We start from the raw sequence: 25,429 nt of genomic DNA, 5'->3' as shown, positions 1-25,429 counted from the left end.
CGCTACCGCGAGCGTCGTCGTCGCGCCGGACGGAATGAATGTCGCCGTGGCCTGTCCCGTGCCGCTCCCGTACCCGCGGCCCTGCCGCGGAGCCCGGCCCGTCCGCCGCCCGCCAAAGTCCCGCCAAGTTGAGGGCCTACCCGAACGACCCGGGCATGACTCGATCCGGCGCCGGGCGGCGCGCCTGTTTCGTCAAGGAGCGCAGCGCGGCAGCCCCACACTGTGCTTTACCTCCCATGGCAGCCGGGCTGAGCTGATGCATCCATGCTGAAAACCGCTTTCGTTGCGGCGCGCGACCGGCAGCGCCTTCAGGAGATCGCCGGGATCCTGATCGGGTTCGGCGTGAACCAGGTCGTGGACCGCCTCGGCCTGCGGGCGATCCCGCGCCTCGCCTGGCGCAGCACGCCGGCGGTCGACCTCACGCGCCTGTCGCAGCCCGAGCGGATGCGCCGCGCCATCGAGGCGCTGGGCCCGACCTTCATCAAGCTCGGCCAAGTGCTGGCGAGCCGGGCCGACCTCCTCGCCCCGCAATGGACGGAGGAACTCGGCAAGCTCCACGACCGGGTGGCGCCGGTGCCCTGGGAGGTGATCCGCCCGCAACTCGAGGCCGACCTCGGCGCTCCCCCGAGCGAGATCTTCTCCGAGTTCGACACCAATCCGCTCGCCTCCGCCTCCATCGCCCAGGTCTACCGGGCGCGGCTGGAGAGCGGCGAGGAGGTGATCGTCAAGGTGCGCCGCCCCGGCGTGCAGAAGATCATCGAGGCCGACCTGCGGCTGCTCTCGCACGCCTCGCGCATCGTCGAGAGCGAGTGGCCGGAGATGACGCGCTACCGGCCGCACGAGCAGATGCGCCACATCGCGCAGGGCCTGCGCGAGGAACTCGACCTGCTGAACGAGGCCCGCAACTGCGAATTGCTCGCCGGGCTGTTCGCGGACCGGGACGACATTGTCTTCCCGAAAATCTACTGGGAATGGACCTCCGAGCGGGTGCTCGTGCAGGAGTTCATCCACGGCATTCCCCCGACCGACATCAAGCGGCTGGACGAGGAGGGCTACGACCGGGTGGTGCTGGCGCAGCGCGGCACCGACGCCTTCCTGCAGATGTCGCTGATCGAGGGCGTCTTCCACGCCGACCCGCATCCCGGCAACCTGCTCTGCCTGACCGGCAACCGCATCGCCTTCGTGGATTTCGGCATCATCGGGCGGCTGTCGCAGCGCCGCCGGGCCCAGCTCCTGATCCTGATCGGGGCGATGCTGAAGGAGGACGCGGACGGGCTGATGGCGGTGCTGCTCGACTGGACCGGCGGCAGCGCGCCCGACCTGACCCGCCTGGAGGCCGCCTCGCAGGCCTTCGTGATGCGCCACAACGGGGCGACCCTGAATCTCGGGGTGGTGCTCACGGATTTCATGACCATGGCGCGCGAGAACGACCTCGCCATGCCGACCGACCTGGCGATCCTGTTCAAGGGCCTCGTCACGGCCGACGGGGTGATGCGCCAGCTCGACCCGCAATTCGACCTCTTCGCGGCGGCCGGCCCGACCGTGAAGCGCACGATGCGCACGCGCTTCTCGCTCAAGGAGGTCAAGAGCAAGTTCGAGGGGCTCGCCGCCGGCCTCTACGGGGCCGCCTCCGAGCTGCCGACCCTCGTCCACCTGATGCTGGTGCGCCTGAAGCAGGGCCGCGTCACGGTGGAGATCGAGCTCAAGGGCATGGACAAGCTCACCCGGGGGATCGAGCGGGCGGCGGCCCGGGTGGCGGTGGGGCTGGTGGTGGCGGCCTTCGCCACGCAGCTCGCCCCGAAGCTCATGGAGCACGGCACCCCGGCCTTCGCGACGATCGGCATCCTGGTCCTGACGATCGGCATCGGCTGGATCCTGCTCCTCGCGCGCAACCGCTGATCCCGGCGGTCACGGACGTGACCGCCGGTTCCGTTCTCGACGCGTCGCCGAGCCCTCGGCTCGGTGTCGACGCGTCGAGACGGCCCGATGCGTCGGCATCCCGGGCGTCGGGACGAGGGGCCGCCCGCGCGCGGTCAGTGGCGGGAGGGCTTGCCCCGACGCGCCCTCAGCTCGCTCGCGGCGCGCGTGGCGTGGCGCGGGCTGCGGAAGATCCGGCCCTCGAGGCGGACGAAATCCGGATGGGCGGCGAAGAAGCGGAATCCCTCGGCCTCGGGCACGACGATGCCGGCGGAGGTCTCGCCGACCTCCACGATGCGGGCTGACGACATGGTGACACGACTCCTCTCGCCGGCGCGCGCCGGCGGGGCGGGGCGCTGCGGCGCGCGGTGACGGGGGGGGTGACGCGGGCGAGGCTCAGCCGCGACAGCCGTCGAGGAGGGTGCGGGCCGGGCCCCGCACGGCGTGGCGGAGGCGGTCGCGTCGCATCGGGATCGGCCGCATCGCCGCAGGTCTCCGGGAAGGCCGGGGCGGCCCCGGCGCGCTGGCACGGCGGGGCGCCCCCTCCGTCCTCCGCGAAGATCCCAGGCGGGCTCCGCCCTGTCAACCGGAATGTTCTTTCTATAGAACAAGTCGAGGGAGCAGAAGCCTCCGCGCCGAGGCGGTTCCGCGAGAAGATCCCTGCTTCTGAGCGGTCGCGCACCGGTATTCGCCGGGACCTGGCGGCCTAGACGTTCGGTAAAGCGAACGATGGACGGCGGCTTTGCGCTGGCGCCGCGGCGCGGCTTGGCGCAGGATGACGGGGCGACCGGAGAGGAGCCGACGACATGGCGGACGAGCCCCACGACCCCGATCACGGCGAGGCGTCGCCGCGCTGGAAGCACGACGGCGTCCGGGTGATCACCGGCGACCGGCTCGACCCGAACACCGCCCAGACGCCGGGGATGTTCCGGCAGGCCGCGATCAACCACGCGCGGGTCGGCGCGCAGAAGATCTGGGCCGGCACCGTGGCGATCCAGCCGGACGCCAAGACCGGGGTGCACCATCACGGCGCGCTGGAGAGCGTGATCTACGTCGTGCGCGGGCGCGCTCGCATGCGCTGGGGCGACCGCCTGGAATACACCGCCGAGGCGGGGCCGGGTGACTTCATCTACGTGCCGCCCTACGTGCCCCATCAGGAGATCAACGCCTCGCCGGACGAGCCGCTCGAATGCGTGCTGGTGCGCTCGGACAACGAGGCGGTGGTGGTCAATCTGCCCGACGTGGCGCCGGCGGAGCCGCCCGAGACGGTCTACTGGGTCGATCCGATCCATCGGCACCCGTGACCGACGCAGGGTCGCGGGCGGCGGGCCTGCGTCCTTTCTGCCGATCAACTTGCCTTCGTGGCGGTTCCGGCGCTCGCTCGGTGCCGGTTTAAGTGATTGTTAATCGTACGCTCACAGGCTTGCCGCATCCCCGCTCACAGGTGCGCCATGCCGCTGCCGAACGCCCGACCCCAGTCGACCGACGAGGCGGAATGTCCCGTGCCTCTGCCGGTTCTCGGCCAGATCTACCGGGGCGACAGCGAGACGGTGGACGCGATCGTGGCGGACATCCCGCCCCGCACCCGGGCCCGGCTGGCCGCGTACCTGTACGGGAAGAGCCACACCCACGAGATCGGGCTGCGCATCGCGGCGACCTGCGAGGAGGCGGACCTGATCCAGGCGGCGGGGCTCGCCGGCTCGGTGCTGCACGCGCAGTCGCGCAGCCGCAGCCTGCGCGCCGCCGAGCCGCGCCTCCCGGCGGCCCGGCGGGTGAGCCTCGCCGGTTCGGGGCGGGGCTCCGCGGGCTGACTCGCGTTTTCTCGCGGCATCGCGCGATCGGCGCTTGTGACCGGTCGCGATGCCGTGTTAAAGGCGCCCGCCTGCGACGCGAAAGCGACGCTGGCGCGACGCGAAACCCGGCCCGAGCGGCCAGGCGCGGCGCCGGAGAGGTGGCAGAGCGGTTGAATGCACCGCACTCGAAATGCGGCATGGGCGCAAGTCCATCGGGGGTTCGAATCCCTCCCTCTCCGCCAATTTCGCTAATTTGTCCGGTATTGAGAACGGATTAGCGCCGCGGTTTGTCCCTTTTGCCGTGGTTCCCGCCGCCGTGCGCCACGCGTCGCCGCCGATGCCGCAAAGGGAGACACCGGCTTCCCGGCATCAGAGGCTTATGAGTACGTCACAGTGCCGATCCGCGACGGGCGCTGCCCGCCAGGACCGCGCGGCGAAGCGGCCCTTGTCGGGAAGGGCCGGGCCCCTCAGCGTCGAATCGCGGTCGATTCCGGCGGGCGGCTCCCGATCACATCCGCCGACGTCCTCGCCTCGTCCGGCGCGCAGGCGCTGATCCGCGCCGCGAGCGGCGCAACCCTCATGCGCCGGCAGGCTCACCGCTCGGATCGCGCAACAGGCTCTCAGCGCCGCATGTCGGAGGCGCGGCCTGCGTCGCGTTCGCCACGACGGTCCTGCCGTTCCCCCTCGGCCCAAGGGGCGATGGCAGGGCCGCTGCCGGCATGCTCCGGATCGTGCGATCGAGCCGAATCCAGCGTCGGGATGCTGTAACCCAGGAATTCGTAATCTTGCCGAAACATATCAACGATCATGCTGAAGTCGGATGGTTTCAAGGCGGGTTTTCTCACGCCGTCAGTGTGGTTCTCACGGGGCAGGGTCTCGATGGGAATTCCGATATCGGCGGCGAGAGGCGAGGGATCGGATGACAGATCCTCCAGCCGGTAGATCTTGTCCACGATAGTATCTCCGGACGCGGAACGAATGAAATCTACCTGCGGCATTCATTGGACATGTTTCCTTTTTTGAATGGCTTCCAAACAAGCCTCGAATCCGTAACGATCCTTCAGGCCGATGAACTCCCGAAGATCCGAGCGTACCGACATGTATTTGAACTGTGATACGATGCGATCCGTCGGGTTACGGACGACAGCGAACTTCAAGCATTCATCGAATAAACTGTCGCCTATGTGCCTCTTTACGAGACTCGCTGTGAGGTGCTGCAGGCCGTCTGTCTGATACCGATTAGAAAATGGTCCGATGAAGCCGTTCCAGAGTGTGTCTTCGCTCCTTTCATACTCATTTGTCCAGATGATATTTTAGATCGACGTGCCACCGCATTTCGGAATGTGAATGAATATCAGTTTTCGCTGCTTGCAGATCACGATCGAATTCCCGGACCGACGGCGAGGCACCTGCGTCAGAGGATGTCATCTCGGAGCGATAGCAGACATTCCGCCGACCTCTACGGTAATATGGTACCGTAACCGGTCCGCCGCCGATCCATCGTCGGGCCGGACTCGCCCCGCGACCCCGGGACCGGAGAAGCCGACGCCGCCCCGAAGGCGTCGCCGCGTGACGGGCGCCGCCGTCGCCGCTCACGCTCGGCTGACGATGTCCGTCCGGCCGCGCCCGCCGCCCCTCGCGCCTGGCTGTCGTGCTGGTGACGATGCGGTCTACGACGGACCGGCGGCCACGTCGTCGGACGACGCCCTGGTGCCCGCATTCCTGCCGTCGCGCTCTTCGCGGAACGCCCTGCACCATTCATAGATTTGATAGTCGTTGGAATGCCAAATCTTCAGATTGTGCTCGGCGGCCGGCGTCAGATCGCGCGGCAGAGCAGCGGGATTGCGGCGGGCCGCAACATCGTCCTGCGGCGGATGAATATCATCGTCGATCCGAAGCAGAACTTTCAACTTGGCAACATCGCAATCGAAGGTGTCCTGGCTGCCGATGAGCAGGATGCGATCGCGCGCGGCGTCGAGAGCCTCGACCGAACCGAGATAATGGGTGAGGTCACGCCGCGCATGCGCGATGCTGCGCATCGCGTGTGCGGCATCGTCGCGTCTCCCAGGATCGTCGGCCCCGAGCGCTTCGCCGAGCGCACTCGCATCGGAGAACCGGGTGAATGCCAGTTCCTCGTCGGGCGACCATGGGACGTTGTAGCGCGGCTGACCTCTCCGAAGGCGGCTGTTGAACCCGCTCACGAAGCGCCTGACCGGCTCGCGGACGAAGAAGACGATCCCGCTCTCGGGGTGATCGCGGCGCAGGTGCGCCAGCGTCACGCGATGCGGGAAGACCTCGATCGCGGCGGAGGGATGGCGCGCCTTGTGCGCATCGACGACGGCCCGCAGGGCAGTGCCGCCGGTCCTTCCGATGTGCAGGATGGAGATCTGTCGCATGGTCGTGTCCCGGGGCGTGGTGCGGCTCGTGGGGATCTCCGCCAGGGTGGCCGGCCGGACCGGTTTCGTCGGGCTGCCGAGACGGGCAGGCCGGCCAGGCGACCTTCGCCGATCGGGGCGGTGCTTTCCAGGTCATGGTGGCGGGCGCGACGATCGCCCGGTCGGTCGACCCTCCGGCCCTGCGCGCGGCTCCGGAGGGAGACGTCCTTTCCGCGTGTCTCAATAATGAGATTTTTCTTGCGAATGAGATCGCGCGTGACACAACGGACTGGCGCTGCCCCAAGGGCACCTCGGTGGCGTGCGGCATGCATCTCGCGACGTGAAGGTCACGGCACGCGCCCCAGGCCGGGCGCGCGAGGAACAGTGCTTCCTGCGTAGCAAGGACCGTTCGCAGATGGGTCAGCGCGGTCTGACCGCGTCGAGCGCGGCGCGCCCATGCGGACGATCGTGGTGGCGGATCCCCGGAGGAGCAAGGTGGCAGATCTCGTTTCAACCATGGATGGGCCTGCGGACCACGCAGCGGCGGGCGGCGTCGGCAGCGCCGCCCGAAAGGCGCTGTGGGGGTCGGCCATCGGCTACGCGATGGACGGGTTCGATCTCATGATCCTCGGTTTCGCCCTCAAGGCGATATCCGCCGACCTGGGTCTGAGCGCGGCGCAGGGCGCCTCGCTGGTGACCGCGACGCTGATCGGCGCCGTGATCGGCGGCGTCGGCTTCGGCATGCTGTCGGACCGGCTCGGCCGCGTCCGCGTCCTGACCTGGACCATCGTGCTGTTCGCCGTCTTCACCGGCCTCTGCGCCCTGGCGCGGGGCTACTGGGACCTCCTGATCTATCGCACGGTCGCGGGGATCGGGCTCGGCGGCGAGTTCGGCATCGGCATGGCCCTCGTCGCCGAGGCGTGGCCCGCCTCCAAGCGGGCCCGGGCGTCGTCCTATGTCGGCCTGGGGTGGCAGTTCGGCGTGCTCGCGGCGGCTCTCGCCACGCCCCTCCTGCTGCCGGTGATCGGCTGGCGCGGGATGTTCGCCCTCGGCGTCCTCCCGGCGGTCGTCGCCTATGTCATCCGCCACTCGCTGCACGAGCCGGACGTCTTCGTGGCGGGCACGCAGAACAGGCCGAAGGAATCGGCGCTTCGCCTGCTGATCAAGGATGTCGAGACCGCGAAGCTCAGCCTCGGCATGGTCATCCTCTGCTCGGTTCAGAACTTCGGCTATTACGGCGTGATGATCTGGCTGCCGAATTACTTGTCGACCCGGTTCGGCTTCGCGCTGACCCAGTCGGCCGCCTGGACCGCGGTGACCATCGCCGGAATGGCGGTCGGGATCCTCTGCTTCGGCCACCTCGCCGACCGCATCGGCCGCCGCCCCGCCTTCTTCATCTACATGCTCGGCGCGGCCGTCATGGTGGTCCTGTACGCGCGCCTGACGGATCCCGTCCAGCTCCTCGTGGCGGGGGCGGTCATGGGCCTCTTCGTCAACGGCATGCTCGGCGGCTACGGCGCGCTGATCAGCGAGCTCTACCCGACCCCGGCCCGCGCCACGGCGCAGAACGTCCTGTTCAACATCGGCCGCGCCGTCGGCGGGTTCGGGCCGGTCGTCGTCGGCGGTCTCGCCGCCACCTCCAGCTTCGCATTCGCCATCGGGCTGCTGGCGGCCCTCTACCTCCTCGACATCGTTGCCCTGTGGCTGCTCATCCCCGAGCGGCGCGGCGCCGAACTCGTGTAACCGGGCGGAGACGCTCATGTCGGACCTCCTCGCCCAGGCGCCCGCGACCGGCGCGCCGGCCCGCCCCGCCTCCCGCGCGACCTGGAAAGCCAGCATCGTCGCCGAACTCGCCGAGGTCGTCGTCAACCGGACCGTCAACGCCGAGTACCGCCACCTCGTGGTCCGGTGCGGCGCCGAGGCCGCCGGCGCGGCGCCCGGCCAGTTCTTCCAGCTTCTGTGCCCGCACCCGCCCGGCGAGCAGCCGTTCCTGCGCCGCCCGATGAGCCTCTACGGCGCCGACCCGATCCGGCGCCAGGTCGAGTTCCTCTACAAGGTGGCCGGGGCCGGCACGCGGGGGCTCGACACGCTCAGGCCCGGGGACCGCCTCGACATCCTGGGGCCCCTCGGCGTCGGATTCACCCTCGACCCGGGCTGGCGCTCCATCGTGGCGGTCGGGCGCGGCGCGGGGTTGGCGACGCTCGCGCCCCTGGCTCAGGCGGCCGAGCGGCGCGGCACCCAGGTCACGGCGCTGTTCAGCGCCCGCAGGCCCGAACTGCTCGTCTCCGTCGACCTCTTCCGCGAGCACGGCGCCGACGTGATCGCCGTCACGGACTCGGACTCGACCAGCGGCCCGGCGCAGGTCGAGCGCATCCTGCGCCGCCTGATCCGGGAGGGGCGGTGCGACGCCTTCTTCACCTGCGGCTCGACCCGGTTGATGCGCGTGCAGCAGCGCCTGGCGAAGGAGTTCGGCATCCCGGGTCAGGTCGCGCTGGAGCAGCAGATGGCCTGCGGCGTCGGCCTCTGCCATTGCTGCGTTCGCGACTTCGAGGTCAACGGCGAGATCATCAGCCGGCGGGTGTGCTGGGACGGTCCGGTATTCGACCTGACGGAGGCGCTCCCGTGACCCGGCCCGCCCGCACCGACCTGTCGGTCCGCATCGGACGCCTCACGCTCCGCAACCCCGTCATGCCCGCGTCCGGCACCTTCGCCGAGGGGCTCGATCGGGTGATCGACGTCAACCGCCTCGGCGCTGTCGTCACGAAGACGATCACCCGCGAGTTGCGGACCGGGAACCCGCTGCCGCGCGTGGTGGAGCGGCCGGGCGGCCTGATCAACGCGATCGGCATCCCGTCGAAGGGCGTGACCCACTTCGTCGAGAAGACGATGCCGCACGACGCAGCCTACGACGCGCCGCTGATCGTCAGCATCTCGGCGCCGACCCCCGAGGGCTTCGCGCGCCTCGCCGCCGAGCTGACGATCCCGGGCGTCGCGGGCATCGAGGCCAACATCTCCTGCCCCAACATCGAGGAGGACGGCAGGGCATTCGCCATGCGGGCGGACTCGACGGCCGCCGTCACGCGGCAGCTGCGCGCGGCCACCGACCTGCCGCTCTGGGTCAAGCTCACGCCGAACACGGCCGAGATGCCGGAGGTCGCCCGCGCGGCGCAGGAGGCGGGTGCCGACGCGGTGGTCGTCGCCAACACGATCCCGTCGATGGCGATCGACCTCAGGACCTTCAAGCCGTGCCTCGGCAACATCATGGGCGGCCTGTCGGGCCCGGCCGTCAAGCCGATCGTGCTGCGGCACGTCTACCTCTGCGCCAAGGCGGTGACGATCCCGGTGATCGGTTGCGGCGGGATCGGCACGGCCGAGGACGCAGCCGAGTACATGCTGGCGGGGGCCGCCGCGGTTCAGGTCGGAACCGCGACCTTCCTGCAGCCGGCCGCGATGACCACGATCATCGACGGGCTCGAAGCCTTCTGCGCGCAGCGGGGGATTCCCCGCGTCGCCGACCTGATCGGCGGGGTGCTGACCGGGGAGGCCGACGAGCCCGACCTCGCCTGGATGAGTGCGGCGCCGTGACGGCCCTCGACGGGGCGGAACGGGCCGCGCTCGCCCGGCGGGACCGGGCCCTGGCCGAGGAGGTGTTCGGGGCCCTGCGGGTCAGGACGGGCGACGGGATCGGCATCACCCGCGCCAGCTACGGGGAGGGCGAGACCGCCGCCCTCGACGTCGTCGAGGCCCGGGCGCGGGCTCTCGGGCTGACGACGGAGCGGGACGCGGGCGCCAACCTCGTGGTCACGCTGGAGGGGCGCGACCCCGACCTGCCCTTCCTCGCCTGCGGGTCGCACCTCGACTCGGTGCCGCAGGGCGGCAATTTCGACGGCGCGGCGGGCGTCGTCGCCGGGCTCGCCGTCCTCGCGGGCTTCGCGCGGGACGGCGTCCGCCCGCGTCGAACCCTGAAGCTCTACGGCCTGCGCGGCGAGGAGAGCGCGCGATTCGGCAGGGCCTATATGGGGTCGAGCGCCCTGTTCGGGCTCCTCTGCGCGGACGACCTCGCGGCGCGCGAGACCGAGACCGGCCGCACCCTGGCCGAGTGCATGCGCGACGTCGGCGTCGACGTCGCGCGCGTCGCGCGGCGCGAATGCCTGCTCGACCCGGGCGCCGTCGCGGCCTGGATCGAGCTTCACATCGAGCAGGGCCCGGTGCTGGCGGCGCGGGACCTGCCGGTCGGGATCGTCACCGGCATCCGCGGCAACCTGCGCCACCGCGTCGTCGAGTGCGTCGGCGAGGCCGGGCATTCCGGCGCGGTGCCGCGCTGGCTGCGCCGCGACGCGGTGTTCGCCGCCGCCGAACTGGTGACGCACCTGGATCGTCACTGGCGCACCCTGCTGGAGCGGGGCCTCGACGCCGTGGTGACGTCGGGGATGTTCTGCACCGACCCGCGGGAGCACGCGATCGCGCGCATTCCCGGTGCCGTGCACTTCAGCTTCGAGGTTCGCAGCGAGAGCCGGGAGACCCTCGAAGCCTTCTACGACCTGTTCCGGGCCGAGTGCCGCCTCGTCGCCGAGGCGCGCAGGGTCGAGTTCCGGTTCGACCGGCGGCTCGAAGCCGCCCCGGCGGTCATGGACCCGACCTGGGTCGGGCGCCTGCGCGCCGCGGCCCGGCGCCTCGGCCTGCCCGACGAGACCATCCCGAGCGGGGCCGGACACGATGCGGCGGTCTTCGCCAATGCGGGCGTCCCCACCGCGATGATCTTCGTCCGCAACCGCCACGGCTCGCACAACCCCGCCGAGGCGATGGACCTCGACGACTTCGCGGCGGGCGTCGCCGTGATGCGGGCTGCCCTGGAGGAGGCCGCCCGATGAACCGGGATCCGCGCCGCGGTCGCGCGCGGGGCCGCCCGCGGCGGCGATCGCCCTGCGCCGGCCCGACGACCGGCCCGCGCCGCCGCGCGACGGGGCCACGCCGTCGAGAGGCTGCGCCGGAGCCTTCCTCGGCGCGACCGCCCCGCGCACCGAGCCGCGGGTGTTCGCCGAGGGGCCGAGGCTCCACGCGCTGGCCTCGGGGGACGTCCTGGGCGCCGATCAGGTCGCGCCCCCCTCGGCGGATGGGCGGCGGGCGGTCGCGGCCTTCCTCACCGACAGAGTCGCGTGGTCGACCCACCACGATGACCGAGCGCGGGCCGCGCCCTGACGGAATACCGGATCCCCGCGAAGCGAGTGAGAGGAGTGTACACCATGCAGGACCTTTCGAATTGGCTGAACGCCCAGCAAGGCGGCGTGAATACGTACATTGAATTCCGGGAACGCGCCAAAATCATCAGGAAACATGATCACGATCACGCCGCCCTGATGCGGCTCTTGTCGGATCTCGTCAGCAAGTTCATTTGGGCTTATGCGGAAGAGCCGCTGTCTCCCGAAGTCGGCACGGTCGCGCTCGACAGGCTGAAGGACCTCATGACCAGGGCGGTGCAACTGGGGAACGCCAGCGCCGAGCAGCAGATCAGGCTCCTCAATGAGATCGCGCAAACGGACTTGGCCGACGCGTAGACGATCGGGACACCGGCGGAGACGCGGCGAACGCATCGATCGGCGGCAGCCTCGGCCGGGCCGCGCCGATCGAGAGGATTGCGCGCCTCCTCCGGACGAGGCCCCGACCGGCACTTCTCACGATCCGCGCACTGGCCTATCTGTCTCAAGAATGAGACGCGGCGACGGGACAGAGGCATGGCGATCCGCCCGGATGAGATCGGCAACCGGCTGCGCGCGTACCGGATCGGGCAGGGCCTGAGCGCGGAGCAGGTCGCGGAGCGCCTCGGCGTCTCGCGGGCGGCGGTCTACCGGATCGAGGGCGGCGAGGTCGTCAAGGTCGAGACGCTCGAGCGCCTCGCCGCCCTCCTGAGCACCACTTTGGCCTCGCTGCTGGGCGCGGGCGTCGAGTACTACGCCAGCTCGATCAGCTATTTCGAGCGCATGCGTCAATTAGAAGAACAATGCGATCAAGTTGTTGCTCATTTTCCGCCCATGTCATATCTGCTGACGTCAGAAAACTACTCGGCGTTCCTGAGAAAGACTTTGATCGAGGCATTGCCCTCGTATGAGGCCGAATCGTGCAGGGCCTGCTCCGAAATCGAGCAGATCGTGTCGATCCTCGATGAGCGCAAGGCCTTGCGCGACCGCCGCCGGCTCAGCGTCATCAACTTCGTGGCGTTGCCGGAAATCGAGCGGTGGTTGAAGATCGGCGTGGTCGGCCGGTTCGACTTGCCCGCTTCCGAGGTGGTGAGGCGTCGACGGGTCGCGCGGGCCGAAGTCGAGCACCTCCTCGGCATCATCGAGCGTGAGCCGATGGGTATCCAGATCGGCATCATCAACGAGATCCTGCCGAACATGGCCTTTCAACTCTTCAGGGTGTCTGACAGGACGCTGGTCGGGCTCAGCCCATTTCGCCTGGGAGGCGACCTTCCCAACATCAAGACTGGCGTCGCCATGGTAACGGAAGATAAACAACCGGTTCAACTTTACGAGAATATCGCGAACGAGATCTGGAGTCGGGCCGCAAAGGGCGCGACGGCGGCGTCGCTCCTGAGGGCCGCGCTGGAGAGGTCGGCGATCTGACGAGGATCGATGGTGGAAGCCCCCACGGCGCCCGGTTCCGCATCGCGGCGAGCCGCTCGGTGCCGTGCAAGCACCCGGCGAGGCTGAACCGCCCCGGATCTGCCGGAGGCTGGTCGGCTCGGCGCGGGCCGCCAGCTTCGGCCCCGGCGGGGCCTGCCGGGTTCGGGGCTGGTGCGGTCACCCGCTCCTCACCCCGTCACCGCGGGGGACTGCCCTCGCGAGGGGGCCGCCCGCGCCGGCGCCGTGGAGGGCGCGGGGGAGCCGTCTCGCTCTCGTTCAGCGACCGCCTCGGCGCGACACGACCGGGCGGCGCGTCTCGGACGGCGCCCGGTCGCCGGGCGGGCCTCAGCCGAAGGTGAAGTCGGCGGCCGTCAGCGTGGCGACCTGCCGGTTCTGCAGGGTGATGGTGTCGCCGTCGCCGTAGCTGATCAGGACGTCCGATCCGACCTGCCGGCTCGCCGCCTGCACCGCCGCGAAGTTCGCGAAGGCGTTGTTGTTGAAGGCGATCACGTCGGTGCCCGACACGAAGTCGCGCACCAGATCCTGCCCGTCCCCGCGCCCGAACGCGAAGGTGTCCGCGCCGGCGCCGCCGACCAGTTCATCGTTGCCGGCATTGCCGAACAGGAGGTCGTTGCCGTCTTCGCCGTACAGTGAATCGGTGCCGGCGCCGCCCGAGAGGTAATCGTTGCCCGCCCCGGCACCGATGAAGTCGTTGCCGTCGCCGCCGAACACCTGATCGTCGCCGGTCTCGCCGAACACGACGTCGTCGCCGGCGCCGCCGTTCACGGTGTCGTTTCCGCCACCGCCCAAGCCCGTATCCCCGAACAGGCGGTCGTTGCCCGCGTCGCCGAACACGACGTCGTTGCCCTCGTCGCCGTAGACGGTGTCGTCGCCCAGGTCGCCGTCGGCGTAGTCGTAGCCGATCCCGCCGCGGACGATGTCGTTGTCCTCACCCCCGGAGACGAAATCGTCCCCCTCGTCGCCGAAAACGAAGTCGTTGCCCTGCTCGCCGACGAAGAAGTCGTTCCCGGCGCCGCCGAACAGGGTGTCGCTGCCCGGATTGCCGGCCGCGTAGTCGTCGCCCTCGTTGCCGTAGATCAGGTCGTCCCCGGCCTCGCCGATCAGCTGATCGCTGCCGCCGCGGCCGTAGATGACGTCGTTGCCGGGGCCGCCCGCCACGTAGTCCGGATCGTCTCCGCCGTCGAGCGTGTCGTTGCCGTCCTGGCCGTCGATCCTGTCGAAGCCCGCGCCTCCGTTGATCTGATCATCGCCGAGTGCGCCGAGCAGGACGTCGTTGCCTGCCAGCCCGTTGATCACGTCGGCCGCGTTCGTGCCGATGAGTTGGTCGGGTCCCGGAGTGCCGTTAAGCGTCGCCATGGGCGTTTCTCCCTGTGAGGCCTTGACCAACCTTGCGCACCCTCCCTTGTTCCTGCCCATGGCGACGAATGCCGCCGCTATGCTGCGCAATTACATGTGCGAGTCCCGCAGGCCGACCCGAGTCTATTTGAGACTAGTCGCGAGTTTTTGCGTCCGCGGAGCCCGGCGTGACCGGCGCGGCGGGGCACTTGGGACACTATTGTGCTCGGCGGGGAGCCCTGAACGAGTCCGAGTGAGTGTCGGAGAACGGGAGAAGCCCCGGGTTCCGATCTTGCGCCGGGCATCCGGGCCGCGCGGAACCGGGCCGAAGCCGCGGCAGGCCCTGCCGGCACGGATGCCCGCTCGGAGCGCGCCGTCGACCGCGCGGCCGCGCGTCGCGCGGGCCCGCCGCCGGGCGCGGCCGACCGCAGGGCGGGCGAGGGGCGGGGGGCTCGGGGCCGGGACGTCCGTCCTGCGGAGAGAGGCGCCGCGCAGGACCCGCTCCCGCCGCGCCCGGATCCCGCCCGCGCTCGCCGGGCCTGCCGCGCCGCCCCGGACCCGCCGACGTCCCGGGCGAGCCGCGAGGCGCTAATCGTCCCAGGGAAAATCGAAGCGCTCGACGAGTCGCTTGATGTCGGCCGCGCAGTACGTGCTGCCGCCGCAGCTGATGCGAACGGTGCGATCTTCGCCGAAATCCTGAGTCACGGCGAACAGGATGGCCTCCGAGAGTGTCTCGAAGGCCTGCGTGCGGCTGCCGATGCCGAAGCTTCGGCCGTCCCCGCACGGATCCTGCCAGTGGCATACGGCATACCGGTCCCAATCCATCCCGCGACGCATTCGAAACGCCCCTGTTCCACGCCACGCGACCCGATTGCGTGCCGGCTTTCCCCGATGCCCGATCATGACCGGGATTCCGGTCGCCTGAGTTGATGGACGGCAGATCTCGTGACGGCTGCGCGTCCGGCGTCCGATGCACCGCGGCCCGGACCTGGCCGATCCATCCGCTGACCAAGTCACGCGCCGACGAAGTCACGGGCCGATCAAGTCATCCCCGTGAGGCCAGCGTTCCCGGCCGCGGCGGGGCGGACGTGGCGACCGGCTCGCCCCGTCCGGCCGGGATGACGGTCAGATCAAGCTCCGTCGGACCGGGCCTGTCATGCGCGCGGAAGCGAGCCGCGCGGCTGTCAGTCTTTGAGCTCGACGCCTTGCAATCTAGCCTTGATCTGACTTGAGAGGATTTTCCTGATGTGGTTGCGAATCGACTCGACTCTCTTCGCTTGAGAGACCGACGTGCTCTTCGGTTCAACAGAGCGCCGTGAATGCATCGCCACGCCTCATTGCAAGCAAGCTCACGCACCCGATGAGCGTCGGGTCGAAACGAGCATGGGTTCACTTCGTTCCAAGCGTCCCGCGCATGTTTTTTAGTTTGTTATTGACATATAGCAGGTACCGCGACGCGCGACCATCACTAGTAACGCGTCAAATTGCGTACCGCTGCGCCCGAAGCTTCACCGGACGGCGTGTTTCGCCCATGCCGGACGACGTGCCCGCGGCGCAGGCGGAGTTCGTGCGCACGCGGCGAGGGGCAATGGGGGCTGACTTGATGCAGCGCTTCTACGTTGATCTCTCCGACGGCCGGGACGTCATCCGCGACGAGGAGGGCGTCGAGGCGGCCTCGCTCGAAGAAGTGCTGGACCAGGCCGAACGGGTCATCGCCGAGACGCTGCTGGGCGACGACCCGGACGACCGGCACGGCAACTGGACATTGGTGATCAGGTCGGCGGCCGGGGCGATCCTCGCGATGCTGCCGTTTCTGGGCGAGTCCTGACGCGCGGCCGGCGCGGCCTGCCCGGCGGCGCGCACGTGCGGTCCGGGCGGCCCGCCAGCCCGTGCCCGACGCCGCCCCGGGGAGCGTCTTTTCAGGCAGGCGACGCGGCCGCCGACACGTCGCCCTGCTTGGATGTGCTTCGAATCTGTCCAGAGATCGACCGCGTTACTGATCATCAACTTGCGGGAATATTCATCGTTCCGCGCCTACGTAGTCTCTCCCGCGGCCGGGAGGGGGCGGCCCGCAATCCCGCGCCGCCGCGCGGATCAGGACCCGCGACGCGGCATCGGGTCGGCGAAGCCGACGAGATCCCCGCGCACTCTCCATTCCTCGATCGTCCGGCCGGTGATCCGCACGACGTAGTTGCGCGTCTCCGCCGGAAGGGAGGAGCGACCGGCCAGCCAATCGCGCACCCGCCGGGGTCCGGCGTTGTAGGCCGCCGCTGCCAGACCGAGATTGCCGAACTGCGTCCGGAATTCCCGCAGCAGCTCCGCCGATTTCGGGATCGCCTCGAAGGGATCGAACGGGTCGACGAGGCCGCGCTCGCCGGCCGTGGCCGGCATGAACTGGGCGATGCCGAGGGCGCCCGCCCGGCTGACCGCCTGGTGGTTCAGGCCGCTCTCCTGCTTCAACAGGTGCAGCAGGAACTCCGCCGGCAGATCGTGGGCCAGCGCGGCATCCGCGATGTACGCGGTCACGCGCTCGCGGTCGCCGAAGAAGGCCGCCGACCACGCGTCGGCGATGGTCGAGACGGCGAGCGGGGAGGGCGGGGCATCCGCGGTCGCCGCGTGGGCGCGGCTCACATAGGCGTGGGCGGGGCCGCCCGGGCCGGTCTCCCGCGCGATGCGCGGCACGGCGGGGGCGGGGGCGGGGCGAGGGGCCGCCAGGGCGATGGCCGGCTGCACGCCGTCCTCGCCGGGCAGCACGCCCGGCGCGGTGAGCAGCAGCGCCGCGGCGAGCGCGCCGGAGAGGGCGAGTCTCCGGCCCGCGACGGTTCGCACCGCGACCCGGACGAGGGCGCTCCGGGTCACCCGGGCCCGGTAGGCGCGCAGGCTCGTGGGCCTGAGGGGCCGCATGGTCGTGTCCGGGCCGGGCGACACCATCCTGCTCTCCCGCCACCTCGAAGCATCAATTCGCCGGAGCGTCCCACGCGATCGCCCTGCTCCTGCGCGACCGCCGGTACCGGCTGCGCGAGGCAACGAGGCGATAACCGTGGAAAAGGGGAAGAGCGCCGCCAATCATCGCGACCGTCCCGACCACCAGGATGAGTTCCACACGCTCCTCCTCATCACTCTGCATGGTAGACCCACACAGGGCAACTCGCGCCCGGTCGCTCGCGCAGGAATTAACAGACTATAGTTTCGGAGCAATTTCGAGCGAGTGTTGTGTTGAGGTAACACCGTGCTCGGGTCGCCGGGTGCCTGTACTGGCGGGGGCGGCGGGGCGAGGCCTCCCGCGGCGGCGCGTCGTCCGTTCGAGGGTTCGGCGCGCGCCGAGCCCGAGGGGCGGTCAGGTCCGGAACCTGGCGTAGAGCGCCTTCAGCGCCGCCAGGATCGGCCGGGGAAGCGTCCCGCGCAGGATGATCTGCAGTCTCTGAAGGGCGCGCAGCGAGGGGTGCCGGACGTAGACGGTGGCCCTGCTGTCCGAACGACCGCCGTCCTGGCGACCGTTCGTGTAGTAGTAGGCGATCAGGGCCCGGCGCGCGCGGCCGGGCCGAACCGGGCGCGGATGGCCGTGGGCGGCGGTCGCCGATTGCCCCATGATCAGCGTGGTGCCGAACACCGGCGCGATCACGGCCCCGCGCCGCGCCGGCTCCGCGTACCAGAGTTCCAGGGCGCCCCCGTCCTGGTCCGTCCCGTCGCGATCGAGGTAAGTGATCAGGGCCAGCCTGTTGTCGAGCTTCGTCTCCGGCTGGCTCTGAAAATCCACGTGGACCTCGAATAATCCACTTCCGGACACCTCGTGCATGCCTCCGCCGAACAAGCTCGGGTCCGGCAGGAGGTTCTGGATCCCGGTCAAACTCGACAGGAAACGAATGAAGCGTGGCGAGCTCACCACGTCGAAATAGAGCTGAGCTGCGGCAGGGAGGGTCGAATTCGGTGCCGTGATCCTTTTCCTCATCAATTCGGTGTTGTAGCTCGTCCAGAGCGCAGGTCCGCCTGTCCCGTATTCCTGAACAATTAAATCGAGAAGTGACTCTGAAAATACGTCTTTCAATACGAGATGCGGAAAAGGGGCGGCGTTCCGATAAACATCTCTCAATGTGGCAAGATCCGACTCTGAAAAATACCTGTCATCGTTCCAGACATCGCGTTGCATGGACGGGGCCCGGGGCGCCAGTGCAGGAGCAGTTTGGGATCTGCGGCTCACTTCCCTCACTGGTCCCACGCATCGAGAGTTGCAAGCTAGTCTGCTTGCAAGCCAGGGCAGCGGGACTCGATCGAGGGATCGTCCCCGCTCGACTTGGCCGGGCGACGCGCCCGTCGCCCTCGGCCGCGGGCCGCGCGACGGCGCCCTGTCCGCGCGCCGCGACCCGGACGCCGATCCCGGTGGGGAGCCGGCATCGTGCGCGACGGGCACCGGACGGCGTGCGACCCGGGAGCGCCCCGGCGCACCGGCGCGGCGCCGCGACGATGGCGGCGGCTTCGCCGAGCATGGCCGTCGGGGTGGTGGGCGTGGTCGGCCGCCTCCCCTCGCGGGAGCCCGGCGGGGCGGGACCGCCCGTCCGCGAGACCGACGCGCGCGGGTGCCGGTCCGGCGAGGGGCCCGTCACGGGTCGCAGCCGATGCAGATGTCGCGCACGACCTTCTGGCCCTTGATCCCGGAGAGCGCCTGGTTCGGGAGCCCCCGATCCCGCGGAGGGCGGTGGGCCGCGGGCGCCGGGATGCTGCCGGTGGCCTCGGGCCGGCGCGGCACGAAGGCGGAGCCTTCGGCCCTGGGCGGGATGTAGGCGAAGAACACGTCCCTCGCGTCGGCGGGAGGCGCGGCCGAACCGGCGGCCCGCGCGGGCGCCGGTGCCGGCAGCGCGACCGCGAGGCCGAGCGTCAGGGATGCAACGGTGATCCGCATGGCGGGCTCCGGAAGCGGTCGTCCCGGGAGCAACCCGCCAGCCGCAGGCAGGTTCGGACGGCCCGCGCGGGCCCTTGCGGCCGGCCCGCCCGGGGCGACGCCCGCAGGAGCCCGTCCCGCGTCACGGCCGCGGCGGAAGGCTCAGCCGGGCGCGAGCGGCAGCATGATCGTGCAGTCGACGCCGTCGGGTCCGAGCCTGTAGGCGACCTCGGCGCTGAGCTGATAGGGCAGCGCCCGCTCGATCAGTTCCAGGCCGTAGCCGCGGCGCGGGGGCTCTCCGTCCGCTCCGAGCGGCACCCTCACGCCGCGCTCCCGCCACGCGACCCGCAGCCGCGCGCCGCCCGCACTCCGAACCACCTGCCAGGACACGCTCAGGCGGCCCTCCGGCCGCGACAGGGCCCCGTATTTGAGCGCGTTGGTGGCCAGTTCGTGCAAGCCCAGGGCGAGCGTCTGCACCGTCGCCGAGCGCAGGGGGATGCCGCGCGGTCCCTCGAGCGCGACCCGGCCGCCGCGCCCATCGACCACGACGCCGTGGCCGGCGAGCTCGGTGCGGATGAGCGCGTCGAAGGCGATCCGGTCGCTGTCCTCGAGGCGCGAGAGCAGGCCGTTCACGCGCGCGAGCGCGGCGAGCCGGTCGTGGAACCGCGTGCGGACCTCCGCGAGGGCGGCCTCGCCCGGGATCACGCGGTCGGCGATCGCCCGGACCACGCCGAGCAGGTTGCGGGTGCGGTGCTGGAGTTCCGCCACCAGCACTCTCTGGCGCTCCCGCAGCCGCAGCAGCTGATCGATGTCCGTCGAGGTACCGAGCCACTCGATCACCGCGCCGCTCTCGGTGCGCACCGGCGCGGCGCGGGTCGCGAACCAGCCGTGGCGCCCCTCGGAGGCGTTGTAGATGCGGGTCTCCATCATCAGCGGGCCGCCGGAATCCGCGTCGACCCAGGCGGCGGCCGCCGCCTGCCGGTCGTCCGGGTGCAGGGCTTCCAGCCAGCCGAGATCGCGGCTCGCCTCGGCCGAGAGGCCGGTGAAGGCGCTCCATTGCGGGCTGGACCAGATCCAGTGTCCGCCGTCCCGCGAGCGCCAGATGAGCTGCGGGATGCCCTCGATCAGGACCCGCTGGCGGGCCTCGCTCTCGCGCAAAGCCGCCTCGGCCCGCGCGCGGGTGCCGACCTCGATGCCGACCATGTGGACCTGCGCGACGGTCGGGCCGTCGCGCACCGGCGTCAGGAAGGCGTCGAACACGTCCGCGCCCGGATCGCCCTCGCCGCGCGTGTCGAGGGGCTGCGCCGCGACGGCGACGCTCTCGCCGGCGAAGGCGCGCGCGTAGAAGGGGGCGACGACCGCCCAGCCTTCCGGAAACACCTCCGGGAGCGGCCGGCCCAGCGCCGCCGGGTGTCGGTCGCCGTACAGGCGGGCGGCCGCGTCGTTGTAGATCAGGATGCGCGCGGGGCCGCAGACCAGCGAGGACACGGCCGCGCAGGCGAGCACCTGCTCGACCATGATCCGCAGCGGCGGCGACCATCCCTCGACCGGTCCGAGCGGCGTCGAGGCCCAGTCGTACCCACGGATGCGCCGGCTCATCTCGCCGTCGCCGGGCGGCCATGGGGCGCTCAATCGCATCCTCCCGCGCATCGGCCCGTGAACGCCGCGAAGGTTAGCCCGCGGAATCGAATCGGCGCAAATGCCGCGCAGCACGCGCCGGCGGGCCGATTTGATGACCGTCAACATCGGCGCTCGAAGGAATGCCTAGATAACCGCTGCGGGCCGCGACCTGACATCGATCCGCAATGGAGCGATCCGATGACTTCGCTTGACGTGAAATGGCAGCAGGCAAGCTGCCGGCCACGGGGATTTGATTTATTGCGTACATCTTTGTCTATTTGTATCATCCTTTGGCATTCGGTGGCGACGAGTTATGGCTTGGTTGTAGAGGAAAGTTTGTATCACAGCCCTCTGAAGATCCTGGTGTGGTTCCTGGTCCCGGCATTCTTTGCGCTCTCGGGCTTCCTGGTGGCCGGCTCCGTGGTGAGAAACGACCTCTTGTCCTTCGCCGTGCTCCGGGTGATCCGCATCTTTCCCGCGCTCACGGCGGAGGTCGTGATTTCGGCCCTGATCCTCGGCCCGCTCTTCACGGTTCTGACCTTGCGCGGATACTTCACCGACAAGACGTTCTATGTCTACTTGCTGAACGTATTCGGCGACGTGCATTTCACGTTGCCGGGGGTGTTCAATGATCTGCCGGTACCCAACCTGGTCAACGCCCAGCTATGGACGATCCCCCACGAGCTGGAATGCTACGTGGCGATCAGCATCGCCGCCGTGATCGGGCTCACGCAGCGCCCGCGCCTCTTCCTCGGCGCCTTCGCGGCCTTCCTCGTCCTGCTGATCATGAGGGATCACAGCGGCGGCAGCTTGGCATCGGCCGCCCAGCCTCCGGGCAGGATGCTCGTCCTGTGCTTCATGTTCGGCGTCGCGCTCTACCTGAATAAGGAAGTCATCGCCCATTCCACGCTGCTGTTCCTGATCTGCACCGGCCTTTACGCCTTCTGCGTCCTGCAATCGAGCCGCGTTGCCGAGGATCTTGCCTCCGTTTTCGTTTCATACGTGACTATATACATTGGTCTCTTGGATTTCCGAGGAAAGTGGCTGACGAGGGCGGCCGATTACTCGTACGGGCTCTACCTGTACGGCTTTCCCGTGCAGCAGGCCGTCACCCAGCTGATGCCGGGCCACCGCGTCTGGTACCTGAACTTCGTGCTCAGCCTCTGCGTGACCTCCGTCTTCGCGGCGATCTCCTGGCACGGGCTCGAATCGAAGGTCATGCTGAGGAAGAAGGCGGTCCTGCGCTTCGTGGCTGAGCGCAAGGACGGGATCGCGGCGGGGATTGCCGCGGCCCGGGCCCGCGTGCGGGGGGGCTACCCGCGCTCCGGACGCGACGGGACCATCGCCTCGACCAAGAGCGCGTCCTGACGCCGCGGCCGCGGAGCCGCATCGGCGCCGACGCGCACCCTCCTACGCGAGGCGCAGCGCTCCGGCGATCGCGGCGGCCGGCGGCCGCATCCTGGCCCGCGGGTTGCCGGCCCAGGTCTGCGAGGCCGGGCTCCCGCAGCGCACCGTGCTCATCGAGTCCGACAGCGTGGAGCAGGCCCGCGCGGCCCATGACAGCCCGGCCCATGACAGCCCGGCCCATGACAGCCCGGCCTACCAAGAGGCGCTGGCCCTCCTGGCGGGCAGCGCCGAGCGCGACATCCGCATCGTCGAGGGGGTGTGATCCGCTGTCCGGACGATCAGTTCCGGACAGCGTGTCACAAGCCCGCGCGGCGCTTGAGCGAAGCCCAAATCCGCATGGCGACGCGATCCGTCGGATGTCGGGTGATCCCGCCTCCGCTCAGGCCGGGAAGCAGCGTCCGAAGGCGGCGAGCAGCCGCGGGGAGCCGCGCAGGCGCAGGCGGCCGGTGGCGAGCAGGCGCAGCAGGCTGACCTCCCGGTTCAGGAACCGCAGCCAGGCCGCCCCCTCGACGGTGACGCGCAGGTCCGGTCGGCCGAGGTGCCCCTCGGCCACCGTGATGCGCCGGTCGCGGATCGTCACCGTGGCATTCGCCGCCTCGCGCCCCGTGAAGGCGAAGTGATAGACCGCCGAGAGGGCGCCGGCCCGCCCGGGCTGGAAGGTCAGCGGCATGCCGAACAGGAAGCCCTGGACGGTGGTGGCCCGGGCGCCCTGGCGCACGAAGCGGAGGCGCTTGTGCGGGAAGCGGCGCGCCGCGTGCGCGGCCGCGTCGCTGCCGCGCACGACGTAGACCGGCTCGGTCCGCGCCTTCAGCGGATCCACGACGGCGCGGAGGTGGCCGGCCTTGTCGGCGAGGTAGGGGCCGATCACGTCCTCGCCGGCCGGGCAGACCGCGATGCAGTAGGCCGCGTTGTAGGTCGGGCCGTAGGACAGGCTCTGCCAGCGCGTCACCGTCTCGGCGTAGCCGTGCTTGGCGCGGTAATCGGCGGCCGAGCGGCTCTCCGCGATGTCCTCGACGAAGTTGGCGAAGCCGCCCATGAACTGCTGGTAATTGTGGTTCAGGCAGGCCGAGAAATCGAACGCCCCGTCCGGCTTCAGGGCCCCGACCGGGCAGGCCGCCACGCAGAGCTTGCACGACACGCACGGGGCGACGTCCAGGGGCGTCCCGGGCGCGTCGACCTCGGCCGCGATCAGCACCGTGTTCAGCAGGACGAAGGAGCCGAAGCGGGGATGGATCAGGCTCCGGTGCAGGCCCATCCGGCCCAGCCCGGCGGCCTCCGCGAACCGCTTGTGCGAGACCACCCAGGCCCGCGCCGGGAAATCGTCCACCTCCATCGGGAAGGCCATGGCCGGATTGAGCGCGCGGATGCCCGAATCCTCCAGCCGGCGCACGATCCGGCGCGCGACCCCGTCGAGGTCGTGACCCGAGCTGTGGAATTCCAGGTTCGCCACCGAGCGGGCCGGGGAGCGCACCGGCTCGCGGTGCATGCGCCCGACCAGGGCGAGGAGGGTCCGGGCGGCCGGAAAGGCCCTCGTCACGGAGGGAACCTCCTCGCGCAGCGCCGGATCCGTGATCGAGGCCAGGCCGCAATCGTCGGCGCCGCAGGCCCGGGCCAGCGCCAGCAGGTCGTCGCCGCGAAGCCGCGGGACGACGCCGTCGCCGCCCGCCACGGCGCGCAGGGGAGCGGGCCCCTCGGAAGCGGGCATCATCGCGCGGTCATCCCGGCCATGACCCGGCCCATCATCGCCACCCGGCCGAAACGGGGCAGCGGGGTGAGCGCCGTCTCCAGCGCCTTCGCCAGGAAGCCGGGGCGAACGGTGGCCCGCCGTCCCAGGGCGCGCAGGCTGCCCGCCGCGACCTCGTCGGGCGTCTGGCCCGCCGCGATCCGCATCCCGGCACGCCCGCCGAAGCCGCTCACGACCGGGCCGGGCGCCGCGGCCAGGACGTCGACGCCGCGCGCGCGCAGCTCCGCGTGCAGACCCTCGGCCAGGCTCTGCACGTAGGCCTTGGTCGCCGCGTAGTTGGCCGCCCGGGGCACGCCCTGGAACGCCACCAGCGAACTCAGCAGGACGATGCCGCCGCGCCCCCGCTCGGCGAAGCGGCGCGCGAAGACGTGCGTCACCTCAGCCAGGGAGCGGCAATTGACGTCGATCATGCCGAGCTCGGCCGCGAGGTCGCCCTCGATGAACGGGCCGGACGTGCCGAAGCCTGCGGCGGCGACGAGGAGGCCGAGGTCGCGGCCGGCCGTCGCCTCCGCGATCCGCCCCACCTGCTCGGCCTCGGCGAGATCGGCGGCCAGCACCTGCACGTCGACGCCGTGGCGGCTCCGCAGCGCGCCCGCGAGCTCGGTCAGGACCGCCTCGCGGCGCGCCGTGAGGACGAGGTCGAACCCCGCCGCGGCCAGCTGACGCGCGAAGGCGCGTCCGATCCCGTCCGAGGCTCCGGTCACGAGGGCGGCGGGCCCGTAGCGGTCGCGCAGGCGGGGGAGGGGGCGGGAGAGGGCAGGGAACATCGGGGCGACCTCGCCGGGCAGATGGGATGTCAATCGACATCTAATTGCGAGGATGTCACCTATCATCTAAATGTCAACCGGCAGGCAGCGGGGGGAGGAAGGGATGCGCGTCTCCAAGGAGGCCGCGGCGGCGAGCCGGGTCCGCATCGTCGAGGCGGCCTCGCGCCTGCTCCGGGAGCGCGGGATCGAGGCGACCAGCATCGCCGACGTGATGGAGGCGGCCGGGATGACGCATGGCGGCTTCTACAAGCACTTCCGGTCCAAGGATGACCTCGTCGCCGCGGCCCTCGGCGCGGCCTTCGCGGGCCACGCGGACCGGTTCGACCGGCGCCGCGCGCGCGAGGGCGCGGCGGCGGCCCTCGCCGCCTACCTGGCCGAGTACCTCTCGGCGGACCACGTCGCGCATCCGGGCGTGGGCTGTCCCGTCGCGGCCCTCGGGATCGATGCGGGCCGCGGCTCGGCCGAGGTGGCGGCGGCCCTCGCGCGGGGGGTCGAGGACATCGTCGCCCGCGTCGCGGCCGCGGAACCCGATGGGCGGGGCCCGGCGCGGGCGCGCGCCGCGGCCATCCGGCGTCTCGCCGCGATGGTCGGGGCGGTCGTCGTGGCGCGGGGGGTCGGTCCGGGTCCCCTGCGCGACGAGGTCCTGGCGGCTTGTTCGGACGCGGCGGGCGGCCCGCCGGACGGGGAAGCGTCCCGGACGAAGCCCGGCGCGGACGCCTGATCCGGGATCGGCTTGATCGAAGCGGATCCCGGATCACGCGCCTGAGCGCGGCGCCTGAGCGAAGCCGACATCCGCCTTGCCGAAATGCGAGATGGCGAAGCCATCAACCGGATGTCGCATGAGGCGGCACCCGGCGCAGTCCCGACCGGGGCCGTGCCGCCCGCGCGGATCCTTCGCGGCGCCCGCGAGGGGGCATGATGCGGGAATGTCCGCTCAAACGACGGAGCTCAGCC

Annotated in this window: 25 protein-coding genes and 1 tRNA gene; 14 read left to right on the top strand and 12 right to left on the bottom strand. The window is 70.5% G+C overall.

Annotation, left to right across the window (positions count from 1 at the left end; all coding sequences use genetic code 11):
- Positions 1–264: 264 nt before the first annotated feature.
- Positions 265–1,899, top strand: a complete 1,635-nt coding sequence (locus M446_RS14455) for an ABC1 kinase family protein (RefSeq protein WP_012332831.1) — start codon at positions 265–267, stop codon at positions 1,897–1,899.
- A 134-nt stretch (positions 1,900–2,033) separates the two neighbouring features.
- On the opposite strand, the gene M446_RS14450 is transcribed toward M446_RS14455, so the two are convergent.
- A complete protein-coding gene (locus tag M446_RS14450; RefSeq protein WP_012332830.1) occupies positions 2,034–2,228 on the bottom strand; it encodes a hypothetical protein in 195 nt (64 codons plus the stop codon).
- Between the two features lie 495 nt (positions 2,229–2,723).
- Here M446_RS14450 and M446_RS14445 point away from each other — a divergent pair, with 495 nt between their 5' ends.
- The 3 genes from M446_RS14445 (at position 2,724) to M446_RS14435 (ending at position 3,952) form a co-directional block, all read left to right on the top strand.
- Entirely contained in the window at positions 2,724–3,221 is a 498-nt protein-coding gene (locus M446_RS14445) for a cupin domain-containing protein (protein ID WP_012332829.1), read from the top strand.
- Between the two features lie 198 nt (positions 3,222–3,419).
- Complete coding sequence (locus tag M446_RS14440) at positions 3,420–3,728, top strand: hypothetical protein (protein ID WP_150108664.1); 309 nt, start codon at positions 3,420–3,422, stop codon at positions 3,726–3,728.
- A 134-nt stretch (positions 3,729–3,862) separates the two neighbouring features.
- Positions 3,863–3,952 (top strand) — tRNA-Ser (locus tag M446_RS14435).
- Positions 3,953–4,330: 378 nt separating this feature from the next.
- Here the strand turns inward: M446_RS14435 and M446_RS14430 are convergent.
- From M446_RS14430 to M446_RS14425, 3 genes are all read right to left on the bottom strand, one after another.
- Complete coding sequence (locus tag M446_RS14430; protein WP_265576618.1) at positions 4,331–4,663, bottom strand: hypothetical protein; 333 nt, start codon at positions 4,661–4,663, stop codon at positions 4,331–4,333.
- Between the two features lie 45 nt (positions 4,664–4,708).
- Positions 4,709–4,930, bottom strand: coding sequence for a sulfotransferase family 2 domain-containing protein (locus M446_RS39715; RefSeq protein WP_415926916.1), 222 nt, complete (start codon positions 4,928–4,930; stop codon positions 4,709–4,711).
- A gap of 450 nt (positions 4,931–5,380) precedes the next feature.
- The gene (locus tag M446_RS14425; protein WP_012332826.1) at positions 5,381–6,106 is read right to left on the bottom strand and encodes a sulfotransferase family 2 domain-containing protein; all 726 of its coding nucleotides are present in this window, start codon (positions 6,104–6,106) and stop codon (positions 5,381–5,383) included.
- 495 nt (positions 6,107–6,601) lie between these two features.
- Here M446_RS14425 and M446_RS14420 point away from each other — a divergent pair, with 495 nt between their 5' ends.
- The 6 genes from M446_RS14420 to M446_RS14395 all read left to right on the top strand — a co-directional run bounded on the left by M446_RS14420 (position 6,602) and on the right by M446_RS14395 (position 12,705).
- Positions 6,602–7,828 (top strand): MFS transporter, encoded by a 1,227-nt coding sequence (locus M446_RS14420; protein WP_012332825.1) that lies wholly within the window; start codon positions 6,602–6,604, stop codon positions 7,826–7,828.
- A 16-nt stretch (positions 7,829–7,844) separates the two neighbouring features.
- Positions 7,845–8,711, top strand: coding sequence for a dihydroorotate dehydrogenase electron transfer subunit (locus M446_RS14415; RefSeq protein WP_012332824.1), 867 nt, complete (start codon positions 7,845–7,847; stop codon positions 8,709–8,711).
- Positions 8,708–9,670, top strand: a complete 963-nt coding sequence (locus tag M446_RS14410; RefSeq protein ID WP_012332823.1) for a dihydroorotate dehydrogenase — start codon at positions 8,708–8,710, stop codon at positions 9,668–9,670. The genes M446_RS14415 and M446_RS14410 overlap by 4 nt, the downstream gene beginning before the upstream one ends.
- Entirely contained in the window at positions 9,667–10,956 is a 1,290-nt protein-coding gene (locus M446_RS14405; RefSeq protein ID WP_012332822.1) for a Zn-dependent hydrolase, read from the top strand. Before M446_RS14410 ends, M446_RS14405 begins: the two co-directional genes overlap by 4 nt.
- Before the next feature lie 372 nt (positions 10,957–11,328).
- Positions 11,329–11,640: a hypothetical protein gene (locus M446_RS14400; protein ID WP_012332821.1), complete on the top strand. Its 312-nt coding sequence runs from the start codon at positions 11,329–11,331 to the stop codon at positions 11,638–11,640.
- Between the two features lie 177 nt (positions 11,641–11,817).
- The gene (locus M446_RS14395) at positions 11,818–12,705 is read left to right on the top strand and encodes a helix-turn-helix domain-containing protein (RefSeq protein WP_012332820.1); all 888 of its coding nucleotides are present in this window, start codon (positions 11,818–11,820) and stop codon (positions 12,703–12,705) included.
- 345 nt (positions 12,706–13,050) lie between these two features.
- Here M446_RS14395 and M446_RS14390 read toward each other — a convergent pair whose 3' ends face one another.
- Together M446_RS14390 and M446_RS14385 are read right to left on the bottom strand one after the other, a co-directional pair.
- Positions 13,051–14,172 carry a calcium-binding protein gene (locus tag M446_RS14390; protein ID WP_265576617.1) on the bottom strand — a complete coding sequence of 374 codons (1,122 nt, stop codon included), beginning with the start codon at positions 14,170–14,172 and terminating at the stop codon, positions 13,051–13,053.
- Between the two features lie 477 nt (positions 14,173–14,649).
- Positions 14,650–14,886 (bottom strand): hypothetical protein, encoded by a 237-nt coding sequence (locus tag M446_RS14385; protein ID WP_018260568.1) that lies wholly within the window; start codon positions 14,884–14,886, stop codon positions 14,650–14,652.
- Positions 14,887–15,592: 706 nt separating this feature from the next.
- Here M446_RS14385 and M446_RS14380 point away from each other — a divergent pair.
- Positions 15,593–15,889, top strand: a complete 297-nt coding sequence (locus tag M446_RS14380; protein WP_012332817.1) for a DUF6894 family protein — start codon at positions 15,593–15,595, stop codon at positions 15,887–15,889.
- Between the two features lie 266 nt (positions 15,890–16,155).
- Here M446_RS14380 and M446_RS14375 read toward each other — a convergent pair whose 3' ends face one another.
- The 4 genes from M446_RS14375 to M446_RS14360 form a co-directional block, all read right to left on the bottom strand.
- On the bottom strand, positions 16,156–16,992 hold the full coding sequence (locus tag M446_RS14375; protein WP_012332816.1) for a lytic transglycosylase domain-containing protein: 837 nt from the start codon (positions 16,990–16,992) through the stop codon (positions 16,156–16,158).
- Between the two features lie 406 nt (positions 16,993–17,398).
- The gene (locus tag M446_RS38925) at positions 17,399–18,208 is read right to left on the bottom strand and encodes a 2OG-Fe(II) oxygenase (protein ID WP_265576616.1); all 810 of its coding nucleotides are present in this window, start codon (positions 18,206–18,208) and stop codon (positions 17,399–17,401) included.
- Between the two features lie 450 nt (positions 18,209–18,658).
- Positions 18,659–18,958, bottom strand: a complete 300-nt coding sequence (locus M446_RS14365) for a hypothetical protein (protein WP_012332813.1) — start codon at positions 18,956–18,958, stop codon at positions 18,659–18,661.
- A gap of 141 nt (positions 18,959–19,099) precedes the next feature.
- Complete coding sequence (locus tag M446_RS14360) at positions 19,100–20,575, bottom strand: sensor histidine kinase (RefSeq protein ID WP_415926909.1); 1,476 nt, start codon at positions 20,573–20,575, stop codon at positions 19,100–19,102.
- An 18-nt stretch (positions 20,576–20,593) separates the two neighbouring features.
- Between M446_RS14360 and M446_RS14355 the strand changes: the two genes are divergently transcribed.
- Complete coding sequence (locus M446_RS14355; protein ID WP_265576615.1) at positions 20,594–21,925, top strand: acyltransferase family protein; 1,332 nt, start codon at positions 20,594–20,596, stop codon at positions 21,923–21,925.
- Positions 21,840–22,226 carry a DUF1330 domain-containing protein gene (locus M446_RS38920; RefSeq protein WP_265576614.1) on the top strand — a complete coding sequence of 129 codons (387 nt, stop codon included), beginning with the start codon at positions 21,840–21,842 and terminating at the stop codon, positions 22,224–22,226. Before M446_RS14355 ends, M446_RS38920 begins: the two co-directional genes overlap by 86 nt.
- Before the next feature lie 117 nt (positions 22,227–22,343).
- Here the strand turns inward: M446_RS38920 and M446_RS14345 are convergent, their stop codons facing one another.
- Positions 22,344–23,672 (bottom strand): SCP2 sterol-binding domain-containing protein, encoded by a 1,329-nt coding sequence (locus M446_RS14345; RefSeq protein ID WP_012332809.1) that lies wholly within the window; start codon positions 23,670–23,672, stop codon positions 22,344–22,346.
- Positions 23,669–24,475, bottom strand: a complete 807-nt coding sequence (locus M446_RS14340) for an SDR family NAD(P)-dependent oxidoreductase (protein WP_012332808.1) — start codon at positions 24,473–24,475, stop codon at positions 23,669–23,671. The genes M446_RS14345 and M446_RS14340 overlap by 4 nt, the downstream gene beginning before the upstream one ends.
- Before the next feature lie 103 nt (positions 24,476–24,578).
- On the opposite strand from M446_RS14340, the gene M446_RS14335 reads away from it, so the two are divergent.
- Positions 24,579–25,196, top strand: a complete 618-nt coding sequence (locus M446_RS14335; protein WP_012332807.1) for a TetR family transcriptional regulator — start codon at positions 24,579–24,581, stop codon at positions 25,194–25,196.
- Positions 25,197–25,429: the final 233 nt, after the last annotated feature.

Origin of the sequence: Methylobacterium sp. 4-46 (assembly GCF_000019365.1) — a bacterium.
In the GTDB taxonomy this organism is placed as follows: Bacteria; Pseudomonadota; Alphaproteobacteria; order Rhizobiales; family Beijerinckiaceae; genus Methylobacterium.
The sequence above is the reverse complement of the archived record's forward strand: the minus strand, read 5'-3'. Positions and strand labels throughout refer to the sequence as shown.